This is a genomic window from Sedimentitalea sp. (assembly GCF_039973035.1).
Classification (GTDB): Bacteria; Pseudomonadota; Alphaproteobacteria; order Rhodobacterales; family Rhodobacteraceae; genus Sedimentitalea.
The window spans coordinates 41,539-58,888 of the sequence record NZ_JBDWLR010000090.1 but is presented as its reverse complement, the minus strand read 5'-3'; the positions used below and the strand labels follow the sequence as shown (position 1 = coordinate 58,888).

Below are 17,350 nucleotides of genomic sequence, written 5' to 3'. Positions count from 1 at the left end.
GCGCACCCTCTGCTTATTCGTGCCAATTGCTCTATCACACGCCGATCGGGCGATTGTCGTCAAGAAAGCGACGCTTTGCCCGACGATATGACACTTTCACGGATCAGGTCGCGCTGCCCTCTGGCGGGTTTGCATGACGCGGGGCGGTGAACGGTGTCGGCCCTAACCCTTCGGCGACCTCTGCCGCGCGGGTTGCCGGATGGCATTCGAGACCTGCTAGAAGCGCATAGAGAGCCGGATGCGCCGACAGGTCGAACCAGCCTCGGTCCGAATCGCTGGGATACAACACCATCCAGCGCAAAAGACAGGCCAAATACCAGCACAATCCGGTTGGCGCATCCGCTGCCAGCCAAGCAGGGGACTGCGCCGCCAAAGCGTCAAGGTTGGCGAGATGAGTGCGCAGCCGACCCTGTACCGTTTCGCGCAATACAGCCTGCGCGGCCAGGTCGCGACCGACGTAGAGATGCGGGTAGAATGTCATCCTTTGATCTGCATGCAGTGTGTTGGAGACAAAGAACAACCACTTCAGATAGGCGCCACGGTCCGGCTTACCTGGCGCAGGGGCGCTGCTGTGATGGGTATCGGCCAGCCACAACAGGATCGCGCCGGTCTCAAACATCGGCCCTTGTGGCGTTTCCAGAACCGGGATCAGGCCGTTGGGGTTCAATCTGAGATAGGTGGGGTCGCGCTGGGCCTGCCGGGAACGGTCGACGAGCACAGTTTCGTAGCCCAGCCCCAACTGTTCCAGCGTCAGCCGAACAATCAGTGACGCATTGTCGGGCGCGTAGTGCAAACGATAGACCGGGATCATTGGCGCCTTGCAACGGTTACGAAGTGACTCAGCGAGAACCAGAAGCGTCCGACTTTTGCAAGGTCCGTCTGCTCTTGCGCCCAGGCGCTGGTTTCGTCTTCGGGCATGGCCCCGGTCGACATTGCATATGCCGTCATCAGGCGGATCATCATCTGCGCCAACCCATCAGGCCGCATATCAATGTCGCATGTGGTGTACGGGATCACGGTTTCCATCCTGAAACCTGCGGCCAAAAGTGCGCCCGGTAAAATCTGCGGCACGCGCCGTTCCGCGACATGACGATCCCAGATGCCCACCATCTTGGCCATTCGTTCGGGGTCATCGCTGTGCCAGGCCAGCGTATCAAAATGCATGTCGGAAATGACGACGCGCCCGCCAAGGCGTAGAACTCGGTGCAATTCCGTGAGGGCAGGGCGCATATCATCGAAATACTCGAACACCTGAAGCGACACCGCCTTGTCGATACTGGCCGCCTCAAAGGGCAGCGAGTCTGCGGACCCTTGCAACAGCGTCACGTTCTCTCGTTCTTGGCATCGCTGTTTGGCCGCGCTCAGCATGTCGGCGCTGGCGTCCAGCCCCAGAATATGCCCTGCCGCGCCCACGGCTCGCGCGAGTTCCAATGTCAGCAATCCGTTGCCGCATCCGAGATCAAGAATGCGTTCGCCCGGACGGGGCGCCACGGCGTCAAAACTTATCCGCCGCCGTCGTGTGAAATCGGCGCCTTGATAAGCGTCTTCCAGCAGGCGTGCGGTCTGTTCGTCAAATTTCAGCATGCCAACCCCGCGAATGACCTTTCTCAAACCTAACACAACCCGGCAGGTCTCACCAAACCGCCAATCCCTGCATTTCGCCCCTCGCCCCTCTGGATCAACTCGCCTATAAGGCCGGGAACTGACTTGGAGACCTGCCCATGACCGGAGAAATGTCGCCCGCCGACAAGGCCAAATTAGTCGCTGCAAATCGTGCTGCAGAGCATGTCGAGGACGGGATGCAGGTGGGTCTTGGTACAGGAAGCACGGCGGCCTGGCTGGTCAAACGGCTCGGCGAACGGGTGCGCGACGAAGGGTTAACGTTCCGTGGTGTGCCGACCTCGACCCGCACCGCGACACAGGCGCGCGAAGAAGGGATCGAAGTGATCACGCTGGATCAGGCCGGTTGGCTGGACCTGACCATCGACGGTGCCGACGAATTTGACAGTGAACTCACCCTGATCAAAGGCGGTGGCGGGGCGCATTTGCAGGAAAAGATCGTTGCAAAGGCCAGCGACCGGATGATCGTGATTGCGGACGCGGCGAAAGAGGTTGCAACCCTTGGTGCCTTTCCATTGCCGGTCGAGGTGATCCCCTTTGGCCTGAACAGCACGCAAAAGCTGATCGAAGAGGCGCTTGTCGCGATGGATGTTCAGGGGCGGACAACGGCCCTGCGGATGAACGGCGATGCGCCGTTCGTGACCGATGAGGGTAACCACATCATCGACTTGCGCCTGCAACGGATCGGCGATGCGCGCGCAATGTCCCTGATGCTGAACCAGCTTCCCGGTGTGGTCGAAAATGGCCTGTTCATCGAAATGTGTGATCTCGTGATCGTTGGTCATGCTGACGGTCGTGTCGATCTGCACCATGTCACCAAGGCGTCGGTCTGACATGACCGGCACCCCAAACCGACAGATCCATTTAACCGAGTGAAGGTGCATCCGGATGAGCTTTGATTATGATCTCTTTGTAATTGGAGGCGGCTCTGGCGGTGTGCGTGCCGCGCGCGTGGCCGCATCCGAGACCGGCGCCAAGGTCGCGCTCGCCGAGGATGACCGCTATGGCGGCACCTGTGTCATTCGGGGCTGCGTGCCCAAGAAACTCATGGTGTTTGCATCCGGATATGGCGAGATGGCGGCTGAGGCGCGGTCCTATGGCTGGGACATTTCTGATGGCGCATTTGACTGGACCGCGTTCTGCGACAAACTGAATGCCGAACTCGACCGGCTCGAAGGCGTGTATCGCAAACTTTTGGGCAATGCGGGTGTCACCACGTATGACGCACGGGCGACGCTCAAGGATGCGCATACGGTCAGCCTGTCGACCGGCGAAGAGATCACGGCCAAGCATATTCTCGTGGCGACGGGTGGGCATCCGGTCCGGCCTGATCTGCCCAATGCCGACCTTGGGGTCGTGTCCGACGATATCTTTCATCTGACCGAACTGCCGAAATCTCTGTTGATCATCGGTGGTGGCTACATCGCCTGCGAATTTGCCTGCATCATGCGCGGGCTGGGCGTCGAGGTAACGCAATACTATCGTGGGGCGCAGGTCTTGCGTGGCTTTGACGAAGAGGCCCGCGGACTGGTGGCCGAGTCGATGCGCGACAAGGGGGTCGATCTGCATGTAGGTACCGATATTATCGAGATGGGCCCCGCAGAAAGTGGTGGCAAGGCAGGCGATCCGGTTCGGGTCAAGGCCACCAACGGCAGCGAGCGCGTGTTTGATTCGGTGTTGTTTGCCACGGGTCGTGTCGCCAACACCGGCAACATGGGGCTGGAAGATGTCGGGGTCAAACTGGGTCGCAAGGGTGAGATCGTCGTTGATGAATACAGCCAGACCGCGGTGCCATCCGTTTATGCCATCGGTGACGTGACAGACCGGGTCAACCTGACCCCGGTTGCGATCCGCGAGGGCATGGCCTTTGTCGAGACCGTATTCAAAGGCAATCCGACGCCGGTGGATCACGAATTGATCGCAAGCGCGATCTTTACGCAGCCAGAGATGGGTACGGTTGGCCTGAGCGAAGAGGCCGCTGCCGAACAGGAACCGATCGAGGTCTATTGCACCAGCTTCCGGCCGATGCAGACAGCCTTTGCCGACAAACCCGACCGGGTGATGATGAAGCTTGTAGTCAGCAAGGCAAACCGCAAGGTTCTGGGCTGTCACATCGTTGCGCCCAATGCGGGCGAGATGATTCAGCTCGCTGGCATCGCAGTCAAGATGGGGGCGACCAAGGAAGATTTCGATCGGACGGTTGCGGTCCACCCGACGATGAGCGAAGAAATCGTGACAATGAAAACACCGATACGGACGGCCTGACCGTTTCAGGCTTGAATATTCTGATATGGCATCCACCTATCAGACACGCATCAGCGCAGCGCCTAATGGCGCGGTATGACAAGGGGAAACACAACATATGGCGGGAAACAGTGGCGGTCCCTGGGGGGGCGGCGGTTCATCCGGCGGCGGTGGCGGCGATGATGATCGTCGTAACGGCAGCGGCAAACGAAGCGGAGAGGGCAAGCCCGGCTCTGACGGCGCGCAGATTCCGGAAATCGACGAACTGGTCAAGAAAGGCCAGGAGCAACTGCGCGTCCTGATGGGCGGTCGCGGTGGTTCGGGGCAGAAAGGCGGCGGCAGCAACGGCACCGGTGGATCCGGTGGCGGTGGCGGCGGCAGCCCTCTGTTCACTCGTGGAACACTCGTACTTGGCGCGCTCGTCGCAGCTGTTGCTTGGGGTATGGCGAGCTTCTACACCGTCAAGCCCGAAGAAAAATCGGTCGAGCTGTTCCTTGGCAAGTTCTATTCGATCGGCGAACCCGGTCTGAACTTTGCGCCTTGGCCATTCGTGACGGCAGAAGTCATCCCGGTCACGCGCGAACAGATCGAAGAGATCGGTGCAGGCACCCGTGGCAATGATGCCGGGTTGATGCTGACCGGCGATGAAAACATCGTCGATATCGACTTTCAGGTTGTCTGGAACATCGCGTCACCGGACCAGTACCTGTTCAACCTGCGTGATCCGCGTCTGACCATTCAGGCGGTGTCGGAATCGGCGATGCGCGAAATCATCGCGCAATCCGAACTCGCGCCGATCCTGAACCGAGACCGGGGGATCATCTCGCAGCGGCTTGAGGAACTGATCCAATCCACCATGGATAGTTATGACAGCGGCGTGAACATCGTCCGAGTTAACTTTGACGGTGCCGACCCACCAGAGTCAGTCAAGGACGCCTTCCGCGCCGTACAATCGGCTGGGCAGGAACGCGACCGGCTGGAAAAGCAGGCGGATGCCTATGCCAACCGGGTGCTTGCGGGCGCAAGGGGTGAGGCCGCACAAACGCTGGAAGAATCCGAAGGCTATCGTGCGCGTGTTGTGAACGAAGCAACCGGTGAAGCCAGCCGTTTCAGTGCGGTTCGCGCCGAGTACGACAAGGCACCGGAAGTGACGCGCAAACGTCTCTATCTGGAGACCATGGAGCAGGTGCTGGGTGATGTGAACAAGATCATTCTGGATGATACCAGCACCAGCGGCGGACAGGGCATCGTTCCCTACCTGCCCCTGAACGAGCTTCGCAAGCCAGCGCAGGAGTCAAACTGATGCGGAAAACTACTTTTCTCCTTCCCATCCTCGTGTTGGTCGTTGTTGGCGCCTTATCTGCGGTATTTATCGTAGACGAACGTGAACGGGCGCTGGTTCTTCAATTCGGTCGTGTGATTGACGTCAAGGAAGACCCCGGCCTCGCCTTCAAGATTCCGGTGATTCAGGAAGTCGTTACCTATGACGACCGCATTCTGGGACGTGAAGTCGGCCCGCTCGAAGTCACGCCGCTGGATGACCGCCGACTGGTTGTCGACGCGTTTGCGCGCTACCGCATCACCAATGTGCGCCAGTTCCGCGAAGCGGTTGGTGTCGGTGGTATTCCTGCCGCCGAAGCGCGGCTGGATTCAATCCTGCGTTCACAGATTCGCGAGGTTTTGGGTTCTGTCAGTTCAGACGACATTCTGAGTTCGGACCGTGCGACGCTGATGCTCCGTATCCGGAACGCGGCGATTGCCGAAGCGCGCGGACTTGGTCTTGAGGTGATCGACGTGCGGCTGAAACGTACTGACTTGCCGCAGGCCAACCTTGAAGCGACATTTGCAAGGATGCGGGCAGAGCGGGAACGTGAGGCGGCGGACGAAATCGCGCGTGGTGAAGAGGCTGCACAGCGGGTGCGTGCCCAGGCCGACCGTACGGTGGTCGAACTGGTGTCCGATGCCCAGCGTGAGGCAGAGATTATCCGTGGTGAAGCAGATGCGTTGCGCAACAACATCTTTGCTGAAGCCTATGGTAAAGATCAGGAATTCTTCGAATTCTATCGCTCACTCATTGCGTATCAACGTTCGCTGAAGGGCGACAACTCGTCGATGGTCATGTCGCCGGATTCCGAATTCTTCAACTACCTGCGCTCGCCGACTGGCGCGTCGTCGGACAAGTAGCGACCCAATATGGGTATGATTCTTCTGGCTCTCGGGCTGGTACTGATTGTCGAGGGGCTGGCTTGGGTGCTGGCCCCTTCGCTTATTGAACAGATGCTTGAAATGCTGCGCAATCTGCCTGAGTCGGCGCGCCGTCAGATTGGCGCGCTTGCCATTGTCAGCGGGTTGATCCTGCTGTGGTGCGCGCATTGGTTCGGAGCAGTCTGAGAGAGAATGGCTGTTCATACCATCCGTGCATCCATTCAATTCCACTTGAATATCGGCAACACCCTTTGCTGCGCGCGGCAAAGACCCTACATATTGCAAGGAATGCAGGATCGGCACCGCGCGTGCATCCGGTCCGGAGAAATTTAAAGAGGAGATGGCATAGTGAGGCCACAGGCAATTGCAATTCCAGCAGCGGACAAACACCCCGTACAGGCGCGGATACGCCTGCTTTGGCTAGGTCTTCTGGCGCTGAGCTTCCTTATGGTGCAGGCGCTCGCTGCGCAGGCCAAGCCGGAAAGCCTGGCACCGCTCGCTGAAAAGATCAGCCCGGCGGTGGTCAACATCACGACATCTACCATGGTCGAAGGCCGAACCGGACCGCAGGGCATCGTACCCGAAGGCTCGCCCTTTGAGGATTTCTTTCGCGAGTTTCAGGACCGCAACAATAGGGACGGAGAGCCCCGGCCGCGCCGTTCTTCGGCACTTGGTTCCGGTTTCGTGATTTCCGAAGATGGATATGTCGTCACCAACAACCACGTGATTGACGGTGCGGATGAGATCCTGATCGAATTCTTCTCCGGCGATGAACTGCCCGCCAAGGTGATCGGGACAGACCCGAACACTGATATTGCCCTGCTCAAGGTCGAGTCGGATGAGCCGCTGTCTTTCGTAAGCTTTGGCGACAGCGACAATGCGCTGGTCGGTGATTGGGTGATGGCCATGGGCAACCCGTTGGGGCAGGGCTTTTCTGTCTCGGCCGGTATTGTGTCGGCGCGCAACCGGGCGCTGTCGGGCACCTATGACGACTACATTCAGACGGACGCGGCGATCAACCGGGGCAACTCGGGTGGCCCCCTGTTCAACATGGAAGGCGAAGTGATTGGCGTGAACACTGCGATCCTATCACCGAATGGTGGCTCGATCGGTATCGGGTTTTCGATGGCATCCAACGTGGTGACACGCGTGGTCGATCAGTTGAAGGAGTTCGGTGAAACCCGTCGCGGCTGGTTGGGTGTGCGCATCCAGGATGTGACCGAGGAAATCGCAGAGGCCATGGGGCTGGAAGTTGTGGCGGGTGCGCTGATCACCGACGTGCCGGAAGGTCCCGCCAAAGAGGCAGGATTGCTGTCTGGCGATGTGATCGTCAACTTTGACGGAACCGAAGTCACCGATACCCGCAGCCTTGTGAAAAAGGTTGGAAACACGACCGTCGGCAAGGCCGTCCGTGTTGTGGTTTTCCGCGATGGCGCCACCAAGACCATTCTGGTTACACTTGGCCGCCGTGAAGAAGCCGAAGGCGCGGTTCCTGCTGCTGCCACCGAACCGGATGCCGAGATCAAGGAAGAAGAGGTTCTGGGCATGACCATAACCGTTCTGACGCCTGAGATGCGCGGAGAGCTTGGCGTTGACGACGGGCTGAACGGGTTGGTCGTGATGGATATCGACGAAACCTCGGAGGCCTTTGAAAAAGGGCTGCGGGCAGGTGATCTGATCACCGAAGTTGGCCAGCAAAAGGTGACGTCAATCGATCAGATGGACGAGCAGATCACCGCTGCGCGTGATGCAGGCCGCAAATCACTGCTTCTGCTGGTGCGCAGGGGTGGTGATCCGCGTTTTGTGGCGCTTAACATCGAAGACTGAGATCCGCCGGCATTCACCGCGAAAACACGATGAAACGGCAAAGAGCCATGCGTTTGCACGCATGGCTCTTTTTCCGGGGGCCGGTAAGGGAGGAGCACACAGGGAAATGGCCGGCCCTGGAAACTGGGGGAACAGATGGTCAGGGCCACCTGTCCCGGGAATGCAAGCGCAGCTGGACACGATGGAACTGGTTACCGAGAGAAACAAAAAAACTGACTAAATGTCCCATTGGGGAAAGATGTTTGGGGACGGAGGAACAGGCACGATTTCGGAGCGTTAGGGGACGGCGTGTCATTGTAGCTCCTTTCATTTCTAACTGTGCCAGAGGCGTTGCGCTTTTCGTACACCCTTTTTGCCCGAGAATCGCCTCGCCGTATGTGAACCAGCACACATAGCAGAGCTAAAAAGCACAAATTGTCAGAATTTTTTCGCATGGGTCGCAAGACCCTGCACCCGGTTCAGATCCGGCCGGGTTCGGCCAGCCGCGACAGACCTTCCCAGTCCTGGATCACCAGACCACCGCGCGCGCCCTTGATGATACCGTCGCGTTTCCAGATCGACAGGATCTTGGAGACCGCTTCGCGCGTTGCGCCGACGAACTCCGCAAGCTCTGCCTGAGACAGGTCGAGTTTGCAGGGCGTGATCGTTTCCCCGGGGGCCAGATGAAGAATCTTGCAGGCCAGCCGGGTCGGCAGAGGTAGGAAAACCTGTTCGTTCAACTGACGTCCCATCCACCGCATGCGCTGACCCGCAAGGTGGATCATGTCGACGGCGAGTTCAGGTTGCCTGCGAATTTGCTTGAGCACATCCGCATGGCGCACACGCCACAGCAGCGCGTCTTCGACAGCGGTGGCGGTAGCAGTGCGGGCACCGGGATCAAACAGGGAAATTTCGCCAAACAACTCGCCGCGCCGCATCATTTCGAGCGTCAGCTTGCGCCCATCCGCCGCGAGCACGCTGAATTCCACGGCCCCCTTGATGATCGCATAGAGCGCATCGCCCTCGTCGCCCTGCTCAAACAGCGTATCCCCCGGCGCCAGTTTGATCTCGGTCGCCTGCTCGGACAGCATTTTTCGGAGCCCGGCGGATACATCCGACAGGAATCCGATCTCGGGCAGGCGTTGCGATGCCATACTTATGTCCCCTTTGCTCTCTCCGGCTGCAGACTAGCAAATTTCACGACCCCGGCAAAAGCGGGAAAAGTGGTTTTCTGACCGGGAGCGCAGGGGATCGTGAGTTTCGTGGCGTCGAAATGATCCAACAGAGACCCGCACGGTTAGATCAAAATGCGAAATTTAAGCGAATCCGGGTCGATCAAGAACCTCGTGCGGGCAGATTCGGCTGGCGTGTCTCAAATTGCTTGACTAAAGAGAGGTTCGAGACACGCAGGGGAGCCGGACGGCATGGCAAAAATCACATATATCGAGCATGGCGGCAAAGAGCATGTGGTCGAGGTCGCCAACGGGCTGACCGTGATGGAAGGTGCACGCGACAATAATATTCCGGGTATCGAAGCCGATTGCGGCGGGGCCTGTGCCTGCTCGACCTGCCATGTTTATGTCGATCAGGGTTGGGTGGAAAAGCTGCCGGCCAAGGACGACATGGAAGAAGATATGCTCGACTTTGCTTATGAGCCTGATGCCGAACGCTCGCGTTTGACCTGCCAGATCAAGGTCACGGATGCTCTGGACGGTTTGATCGTTCAAATGCCGGAAAAGCAGATATGATACCGGACCGGGCGCGGCGTCGACCCGCCCGCCTGTGGCAACGGCCCACACGCCGCGCATTGCTTGTCTGGGCGCTTTCTTGCGGATGTCGCTTGCACCTGAGCGAACCCTTTTCGACTGACAAACCGGCCTTGCTGCCTGGGCTGTCTTGATTAAGTGGAGAGGGCGGTGAAGTATGCAGCGCTTACTGGAGTTAAAACTGGTGTTTCCCGTTTTGTCGATCGCGATGCCGAGCTTCTCTTGCAGGACTTTGTTCCGCCCGCCGCGCCGTTGATGATTTCCGATGCTATCGCGACTCCAGCTTTGTGTCCCTGACGCTGCCTCCGGGGTGGCAGGGCGAGCGCGCCGTTCGCCGCATCGACAGATCGCGGGGATCCTGTCCGGTAGCTATCGTCCAGACGCCTGAAGAGGGTTAGGGCGAGCCCGTCCTATAAGGCCCGCCAGCCAATGTCGCGCCGGAAAAAGCCCTGCGGCCAGTCGATGTTGTCGGCCATATCATAGACCCGTTGCCGGGCTTCGGCTAACGAACTGCCACGGGCGGTGAGGTTCAGAACCCGCCCACCGCTGGCCGTGACCTTGCCATCGCGTTCGGAGGTGCCTGCGTGAAAGCACATCTGGGCGCTGGATTCGGGTAGCCCGTCAAGCCCGCCAATTACATCGCCCTTTTGGTAGCTGCCGGGATAGCCTTGGGCCGCCATGACCACCGTCATTGCGTGATCATCAGCCCAGTGCACCTGCGCCTTGTCTAGGCGCGCTTCTGCTGCGGCATGCATCAGGTCCATCGCCTGCGCACCGAGGCGCATCATCAGGACCTGGCATTCCGGATCCCCAAAACGCACGTTGTATTCCACCAGACGCGGCTGGCCGTCCTTGATCATCAACCCGACATAGAGCACGCCCTGATAAGGCATTTCGCGCCGCGCCATTTCGGCCATGGTGGGGCGCACGATTTCTGACAATGCCTTTTCGGTGATGTCGTCCGTCATGACGGGGGCGGGAGAATAGGCACCCATGCCGCCGGTATTGGGGCCGGTATCGCCTTCGCCGACACGTTTGTGATCCTGCGCGGTGCCGATGGGCAGCACGGTTTCGCCATCGCAGAGCACGAAAAACGATGCTTCTTCGCCCTCCATGAACTCTTCGATGACGACTTCGGCTCCGGCACCGCCAAAGGCACCGCCGAACATGTCATCGATTGCGGCCAATGCCTCGGCTTCGTCCATCGCGACGATCACGCCTTTGCCGGCGGCCAGACCGTCGGCCTTGACCACGATCGGTGCGCCCTGTGCGCGGACATAGGCCTTGGCGGCATCAGCGTCGGTAAAGTGCCCATAGGCGGCGGTGGGAGCGTTGGCGGCGTCGCAGATTTCCTTGGTAAAGCTCTTGGAGGCTTCGAGCCGCGCCGCTGCTGCGGAAGGTCCAAAGACCAGAAACCCACCTTCGCGAAGCCGGTCGGCCACGCCAGCCGCCAGCGGGGCCTCGGGGCCGATGATCACAAAATCGATTGCATTCTCTTCGGAAAAGGTCACAACCGCGCCAGCATCTTCGATGTCCAGCGCTGCGCAGCTGGCGATCTGAGCGATCCCGGCATTGCCCGGTGCCACGATCAGCTTGTCGCATTTCGGGTTCTGCAACACAGCCCAGGCCAGACTGTGTTCGCGTCCGCCGCCGCCGAGAATGAGGATGTTCATGAAAATGCGCTCCGATCTGCTTGGCCTTGTTGCGCCCGCGTTCTAAGCTGCGCGAACAGGCGAAACAAGGCACCCTCATGTCAGAACTGATAGACGACCCGCTTCCGGGCCAGAACCTGCCCGAATATTCGGTTACCGAGCTTTCGGGTGCGGTCAAACGCACGCTTGAGGGCGAGTTTGGGCGCATCCGGGTCAAGGGAGAGGTCGGGCGTGTGTTCAAGGCACGGTCCGGCCATCTCTACTTTGACGTCAAGGATGACCGTTCGGTGCTGGCCTGCACCACATGGAAGGGCCAGATCGCCGGACTGTCGGTGGTGCCGGAAGAGGGATTGGAAGTGGTTGTGACCGGCCGCATGACTGCGTTTGGCGGGCAATCCAAATACAATCTCAACGTCGATGACGTGGCGGTGGCAGGGCAGGGCGCGTTGATGGCGCTGTTGGAAAAGCGCAAGAAACAGCTGGCTGCAGAAGGGCTGTTTGATCCGGCGCGCAAGCGTCCCTTGCCCTATTTGCCCGAGGTCATCGGGGTTGTCACCTCGCCTTCCGGGGCGGTGATTCGCGATATTCTCCATCGATTGCGTGACCGGTTTCCGCGCAAGGTGTTGATCTGGCCGGTGGCTGTGCAAGGCGCCGCCTGCGCACCCGAGGTCACACGCGCCATAGAAGGGTTCAACCGTCTGACACCGGGTGGCGCATTGCCACGGCCCGATCTGCTGATCGTGGCGCGCGGCGGTGGTTCGGTCGAGGACCTGTGGGGCTTCAATGAAGAGATCGTGGCCCGTGCGGCCGCAGCATCAGAGATCCCGCTGATCTCAGCGGTCGGTCATGAAACCGATACGACCTTGATCGATTTTGTATCGGATCAACGTGCCCCGACCCCGACGGCGGCGGCCGAACTCGCGGTGCCCGTGCGGCTCGATCTCATGGCGCATATGGATGGGCAGGGCGCGCGCCTTAGCCGTGCGGTTAGCCAGGGCGTTACCCGTCGGCGTCAACGTCTTGCCGATGTCGCCCGCGCGCTGCCTCGGCCTGACGGGTTGTTGGATTCGCCGCGCCAGCGGTTGGATCAGGTCGGTGACCGGCTTGACTCGGCGCTCATCCGTTCGGTTCAGGCCCGGCGCATCAAACTTGCCGACCTCTCGGGCAGCTTGCGGCCTTCGGCGTTGCGCCGGATGTTGCGAAACCACCGCGAAGACCTTGATGCACGTGCGCTGGCGCTGCCTCAGGCGCAGGCTCGCGCCAATCGGCGGCGGCACGATGCACTTGGCAACCTTGCGTCCAGGCTGCGCCCAAATCAGCTTTTGACGCGGGTCGAGCAGAAATCTGCGAGCTACCAGACGCTGATTCGCCGCCTTTCGATTGCCGCGACCACGCGCACCGCGCGCTTGCAAAGTCAGGTGGATGGCATGGATCGGCTGCTGGCCACATTGGGATACGAATCCACGCTGAAGCGAGGCTATGCCGTCGTGCGCGCCGACGAACAGGTCGTGACCACGCGCGAGGTTGCCGCGACATCCGCCTCGCTAGAGATCCAGTTTGCTGACGGGCGGCTTACCGTTGCCAACGGGCCATCGCGCAAGGCCGCGAAACCGTCCGATAAACCAGATCAGGGCAGCCTGTTCTGAGCGGCGTCACGCCGTCAAAGGCGGAAACTTGCGGTCAAACGCCTGTTTCGGGTCCATAGCATAGCATCTCGGTATCGTTTTCCTGCGCCTCGTACAGTTCGGTCTCGTCCGGGCTGTTCTCAAACCGGGCAACCAATCCGCGAGATGTTTCTGTGAACGCCCAGCATTGTGCATCCAGCCGATCCTCGTAGACAAAGCAAATCTGCCCCGCCTCTTCGTACCAGATGCCTTCTCTGCAATTGCCGTCGAGAAAAGACCAGATCACCCGTCGTCCATCAAGGTAACGCTCAACCCCATAGGCTTGGCCTTCGTAGCCGTAATAGAGGGTCTTGCCTCGCGTGTAGGAGTCAAAGGCCTCGGCATCCATGGTGCTTTGCGCGAGCACGGGACCAGCAATCAGGCATAGGGGAATCAGGGTGCGTATCATCATTCTGTGAGAATGGCAGATCGGGGCGGTTTAATCCAAGGGTGCAGCCGACTGCCATTTTGCCACGCGCGGGTCCATGATGCGCCGCCAAATCGGGGGAAACAGCGCCAACGCGGCCATCACCGGCATCGGCCTTGGCAAAATCGGCATGGTCGCCGCATCCAGATCGAGTGCTGCGAAATGGCGGGCAGGGTGCTGGTGGTGGTCCGAATGACGCGGTGCGTTCAGCATCATTGCACCCGAGTACCAGTGCGGTGCGTTCCAGGAATGCTGCGGCCCCGCCGGTTCGCGCCGCCCGTCAGGTCGGTGACCACGGCGCAGTCCGTAATGTTGGACATAGTCCGCGAGTAGTAGCTGCATCTGTGCATAACCGGAGATGGCGAGCAAGACCCAAATGCCGCGTATACCGGCCATAAGATATGCGAGAGCCAGCATCGCGACTGCTCCACCGCAATAGGCGACATAGGGGTGGTTTAACGCGCAGGGAGCCGGAACCTTGCGCGTCCGCGCCACATTTTCCGCCTCCAGACCCGCCCGGAATGACCCGACCCAAGCGCGGGGCCAGAACCGGTAGAACCCTTCGCCGGTGCGTGCCGAATTTGGGTCGTTTTCGGTTGCGACGTGAACATGATGCACTCTGGGGTGGGCCGAGGAGTGATGACCGAACAATAGTGCGATGAACACGGTCTTGCCCAATCGTCGCGGCCATTTTTCTTGTCGATGGATCAACTCGTGTGCGTTGGAGTTGGCCACCTGCCCGAGATAGAGGCCGAGGGCCAAACCTAGCACCACGCCTTGTGTGACGCCCAGCTCTGTCCGGGTTGCGATCGACCAAACGCCCAGCAGGAGCAGCGGCACGTGCAGAATGGCAAGACAGATGTTCAGCGCCAGACCCAGCCGTTCGGCTCGGTCATTGCCGCTGGCCGGCAAAGGAGCGACAGGCAGGCGATCCATAACCATCACGAAAGCGGTCACATAGAGAAACGCCGCCAGTGGCCAGAAGCTGCCCCAAACACAGGCCGCGACCAGAACCGCGATCGGGCTGAGACTGGCCAGTGAAAACCGCAACATGTTTGGGAACAACGCTTTCTGTTCTGAACCGGGACCGGGCGTTCGGACGGCAGCATCGCGCGCAGTTCTGAAACTGTCAAATTGCGGTTGTACCAGGGGGTGCGCAAACGAGGTTCATTCCCTCCATAATCCGCGGCAAAGGCTGACGCCCTTTCAAACCGGCGCAAACCTGATTAGGTGGGGGAAAGACCCGCGTGGAGACCGGCATGGCGTTTTTCAAGAAGCTCAAGGACAAGCTGTTCAAATCCTCTTCAAAGATCGAAGAGGGGCTTGATGCGATCGTCGAAGATGGTGGCGAGGTGGAAGCGCTCGCGCCGACACCCGATCCTGCCCCGACGCCGGTGGAAACGCCGCCGCAGCCCGAGCCCGATGCGCCAGCGCCTCCGGTCGAGGATCCCGAACCCGATGTCGTTCCGGCGCCGGTTCCTGAGCCCGTAGAGATCCCGGAACCTCATCCAGCACCGATCCCGTCTGATCCGATGCCTGCCCCCGTGCCTGTTGAAGCGCCGCAGCCAGCGCCGGAAGCGCCGGTGCCCTCGCCGGGGCTGCTTGGTCGACTGCTGGGCCGTTCACAGTCCAAAACCGTGGTGCGCAGGGCGCTTGACGATGACATGCTGGAGCAGCTTGAAGAACTGTTGATCAGCGCCGACATGGGCGTGGATACTGCTCTGCGTGTCACGGCCAACATGGCCGAAGGCCGTTTTGGCAAAAAGCTCTCGACCGACGAAATCAAGTCACTGCTCGCCAGCGAGATTGCACGGATCATGGAACCGGTGGCACGTCCGTTGCCGATTTATCCCAAGCGACCGCAAGTGGTGCTGGTGGTCGGTGTGAATGGATCGGGCAAGACCACGACCATTGGCAAACTGGCCAGCCAGTTCAAGGCAGCTGGAAAATCGGTTGTAATCGCCGCCGGTGATACCTTTCGTGCCGCCGCGGTCGAGCAATTACAGGTTTGGGGCGACCGCGCAGGTGTGCCGGTTCTGACCGCGCCTGAAGGATCCGATCCTGCCAGCCTCGCGTTTGATGCAATGACCAAGGCGCAGGAAGACGGGGCTGATCTCTTGATGATCGACACGGCCGGGCGGCTGCAGAACCGCGCAGATCTGATGGAGGAACTGGCCAAGATCGTGCGCGTGATCCGCAAGAAAGACCCGGATGCGCCGCACAACACGCTATTGGTTCTCGACGCGACGACCGGGCAGAACGCGCTCAGTCAGGTGGAAACCTTCCGCAATATTTCGGATGTGTCGGGTCTGGTCATGACCAAGCTGGACGGCACCGCCAAGGGCGGTGTTCTCGTGGCACTGGCGGACAAGTTCGGGCTGCCGATCCACGCCATTGGCGTCGGTGAACAGATCGATGACCTCGCGCCCTTTGATCCCGAGGATTTCGCCGCAGCCCTGACCGGTGTGGACACGGCTGTGTGAGGGAGGCGCAACCGCGCTATTTGTCTTTGGTTCCGATGAAATGTTCCAACTGCCTGAGCAGGGTCAACACCACGACCACGATCACCGCGGTCATGGCCGCAAGTGGCATCTGTCCTGAACCACAGGCCAGACCGATAGCTCCGGCAAGCCACATTGAAGCTCCGGTCGTGATGTTGCGAACCTCGCCACCCGAGGTAAAGATCACGCCAGCGGCCAAAAAGGCGACGCCTGCGGTGACCGCTTCGATCAGGCGCAGAGGGTCCACCCGTTTTGCCTCTTCGGCACCAAACGGCATCGAAGCCAATTGCTGGCTGACGAGAATAAAGAGACACGCAGCCATCGACACGAGCATGTGCGTGCGCAGGCCTGCGGGCTTGCCCTGTGTTTCGCGCTCGAGCCCGATGACGGCGCCCAGCCCCAGTGCCGCGACCAATCGGGCCGCGGCAACTTCGGGTCGCACCGCACTGAACGTTCCGTTGAGTTCGTCGAGAAACACTTCGATCATCTATAGGCCTTTGGGTTCGGGTTATCGGATCAACGCGTTGACGCGCAATTTGTTCCAACGCCGGATTGCGCGGATATGAGCGATTGGCTGATTTCGCTGGAGGGGACTGCCGCCGGGCACAGTCTGGCGCTTTGGCTCGCTTTGTCGGCGGCATTGTTGCACGCGGTGTTTGGAGCGTTGCAAAAGGGCCGGCATGATCCGTGGCTGTCGCGTGGCGCAATTGACGCATCGTATGCGTTGATGGCGGCCCCGTTTGCGCTGTTCGTCGTGCCGTGGCCCGAGCCGCATATGTGGCTGATTTTTGCGGGCGCCTGGGTCATCCATGTCGCTTACAAAGTGTTGCAGGCGCTGGCCTATACCAAAGGGTCCTATACGGTTGTCTACCCGGTGGTGCGTGGCACCGGGTCGCTGTTTGCCGTGATCGGTGCCTACCTGCTCTTTGGCGAAGTATTCACCACAATACAGTGGGGCGGGGTTGCGGTGCTGCTAGCGGGCATCTTCGGACTCGCCGCCTATAACCTGCGCTATCTGGACAACCAGCGCGAGACATTGCATCTGGCGTTGGCACTGGCGGTTGTAACTGGCCTGTTTGTCGCGCTCTACACGACCTATGATGCCTATGGCATTCGATCTGCAGCCGATCCCTTCACCTTTCTGGCGTGGTTTTTCATGATCGACGGGATTGTGATGCCGATCTATGCGGCAATGCGATGGCGCGCGATGACGGAACGCCCGGCATTGCCCCCTCTGATGGCGCGCGGCGTTGTGGGCGGCCTCGTGGCGTTTGCCAGTTTCGGGGGAATCATGCTTGCCACGCGCCTGGATAAAGTGGGCGAAGCGGCGGTGTTGCGCGAAACCTCGACCGTATTTGCCGCATTGATTGGCTGGCTGGTGCTGAAAGAGACCGTGGGGCCGCGCCGGATCGCACTTATGACCTTGATCGCGGCAGGTGCAGTGATAGTTGAGATAGGCGGATAG

General features: G+C 60.0%; 17 protein-coding genes. 10 read left to right on the top strand and 7 right to left on the bottom strand.

Annotated elements, in window-relative coordinates; genetic code table 11:
* Positions 1 to 103: 103 nt before the first annotated feature.
* Complete coding sequence (locus ABJO75_RS23755; RefSeq protein ID WP_348127583.1) at positions 104 to 811, bottom strand: glutathione S-transferase family protein; 708 nt, start codon at positions 809 to 811, stop codon at positions 104 to 106.
* Positions 808 to 1,584 carry a methyltransferase domain-containing protein gene (locus ABJO75_RS23750; protein ID WP_348127580.1) on the bottom strand — a complete coding sequence of 259 codons (777 nt, stop codon included), beginning with the start codon at positions 1,582 to 1,584 and terminating at the stop codon, positions 808 to 810. Before ABJO75_RS23750 ends, ABJO75_RS23755 begins: the two co-directional genes overlap by 4 nt.
* A 137-nt stretch (positions 1,585 to 1,721) precedes the next feature.
* On the opposite strand from ABJO75_RS23750, the gene rpiA reads away from it, so the two are divergent.
* The 6 genes from rpiA (at position 1,722) to ABJO75_RS23720 (ending at position 7,896) form a co-directional block, all read left to right on the top strand.
* On the top strand, positions 1,722 to 2,453 hold the full coding sequence (rpiA, locus tag ABJO75_RS23745; protein ID WP_348127578.1) for a ribose-5-phosphate isomerase RpiA: 732 nt from the start codon (positions 1,722 to 1,724) through the stop codon (positions 2,451 to 2,453).
* A 55-nt stretch (positions 2,454 to 2,508) separates the two neighbouring features.
* The gene (gene gorA, locus ABJO75_RS23740) at positions 2,509 to 3,885 is read left to right on the top strand and encodes a glutathione-disulfide reductase (protein ID WP_348127575.1); all 1,377 of its coding nucleotides are present in this window, start codon (positions 2,509 to 2,511) and stop codon (positions 3,883 to 3,885) included.
* Positions 3,886 to 3,982: 97 nt separating this feature from the next.
* Positions 3,983 to 5,167, top strand: a complete 1,185-nt coding sequence (gene hflK / locus ABJO75_RS23735; RefSeq protein ID WP_348127573.1) for an FtsH protease activity modulator HflK — start codon at positions 3,983 to 3,985, stop codon at positions 5,165 to 5,167.
* The gene (locus ABJO75_RS23730; RefSeq protein WP_348127570.1) at positions 5,167 to 6,048 is read left to right on the top strand and encodes a protease modulator HflC; all 882 of its coding nucleotides are present in this window, start codon (positions 5,167 to 5,169) and stop codon (positions 6,046 to 6,048) included. Before hflK ends, ABJO75_RS23730 begins: the two co-directional genes overlap by 1 nt.
* Positions 6,049 to 6,057: 9 nt before the next feature.
* Positions 6,058 to 6,255 (top strand): DUF2065 domain-containing protein, encoded by a 198-nt coding sequence (locus ABJO75_RS23725; protein ID WP_348127568.1) that lies wholly within the window; start codon positions 6,058 to 6,060, stop codon positions 6,253 to 6,255.
* A 162-nt stretch (positions 6,256 to 6,417) separates the two neighbouring features.
* Complete coding sequence (locus ABJO75_RS23720) at positions 6,418 to 7,896, top strand: Do family serine endopeptidase (protein ID WP_348127566.1); 1,479 nt, start codon at positions 6,418 to 6,420, stop codon at positions 7,894 to 7,896.
* A 458-nt stretch (positions 7,897 to 8,354) separates the two neighbouring features.
* Here ABJO75_RS23720 and ABJO75_RS23715 read toward each other — a convergent pair whose 3' ends face one another.
* Entirely contained in the window at positions 8,355 to 9,029 is a 675-nt protein-coding gene (locus ABJO75_RS23715) for a Crp/Fnr family transcriptional regulator (RefSeq protein ID WP_348127563.1), read from the bottom strand.
* Positions 9,030 to 9,299: 270 nt separating this feature from the next.
* On the opposite strand from ABJO75_RS23715, the gene ABJO75_RS23710 reads away from it, so the two are divergent.
* Positions 9,300 to 9,623, top strand: coding sequence for a 2Fe-2S iron-sulfur cluster-binding protein (locus ABJO75_RS23710; protein WP_348127560.1), 324 nt, complete (start codon positions 9,300 to 9,302; stop codon positions 9,621 to 9,623).
* A gap of 428 nt (positions 9,624 to 10,051) precedes the next feature.
* Here the strand turns inward: ABJO75_RS23710 and purD are convergent, their stop codons facing one another.
* Positions 10,052 to 11,314, bottom strand: a complete 1,263-nt coding sequence (gene purD / locus ABJO75_RS23705; RefSeq protein ID WP_348127557.1) for a phosphoribosylamine--glycine ligase — start codon at positions 11,312 to 11,314, stop codon at positions 10,052 to 10,054.
* Between the two features lie 77 nt (positions 11,315 to 11,391).
* Here purD and xseA point away from each other — a divergent pair, with 77 nt between their 5' ends.
* On the top strand, positions 11,392 to 12,939 hold the full coding sequence (gene xseA / locus ABJO75_RS23700) for an exodeoxyribonuclease VII large subunit (RefSeq protein WP_348127554.1): 1,548 nt from the start codon (positions 11,392 to 11,394) through the stop codon (positions 12,937 to 12,939).
* A gap of 34 nt (positions 12,940 to 12,973) precedes the next feature.
* On the opposite strand, the gene ABJO75_RS23695 is transcribed toward xseA, so the two are convergent.
* Positions 12,974 to 13,366: a hypothetical protein gene (locus tag ABJO75_RS23695; protein ID WP_348127552.1), complete on the bottom strand. Its 393-nt coding sequence runs from the start codon at positions 13,364 to 13,366 to the stop codon at positions 12,974 to 12,976.
* 30 nt (positions 13,367 to 13,396) lie between these two features.
* Entirely contained in the window at positions 13,397 to 14,437 is a 1,041-nt protein-coding gene (locus ABJO75_RS23690; RefSeq protein ID WP_348127550.1) for an alkane 1-monooxygenase, read from the bottom strand.
* A 206-nt stretch (positions 14,438 to 14,643) separates the two neighbouring features.
* Between ABJO75_RS23690 and ftsY the strand changes: the two genes are divergently transcribed.
* Entirely contained in the window at positions 14,644 to 15,867 is a 1,224-nt protein-coding gene (gene ftsY / locus ABJO75_RS23685; protein ID WP_348127547.1) for a signal recognition particle-docking protein FtsY, read from the top strand.
* Between the two features lie 16 nt (positions 15,868 to 15,883).
* Here the strand turns inward: ftsY and ABJO75_RS23680 are convergent, their stop codons facing one another.
* A complete protein-coding gene (locus ABJO75_RS23680; protein ID WP_348127544.1) occupies positions 15,884 to 16,372 on the bottom strand; it encodes an MgtC/SapB family protein in 489 nt (162 codons plus the stop codon).
* A 75-nt stretch (positions 16,373 to 16,447) separates the two neighbouring features.
* Between ABJO75_RS23680 and ABJO75_RS23675 the strand changes: the two genes are divergently transcribed.
* A complete protein-coding gene (locus ABJO75_RS23675; RefSeq protein ID WP_348127541.1) occupies positions 16,448 to 17,350 on the top strand; it encodes an EamA family transporter in 903 nt (300 codons plus the stop codon).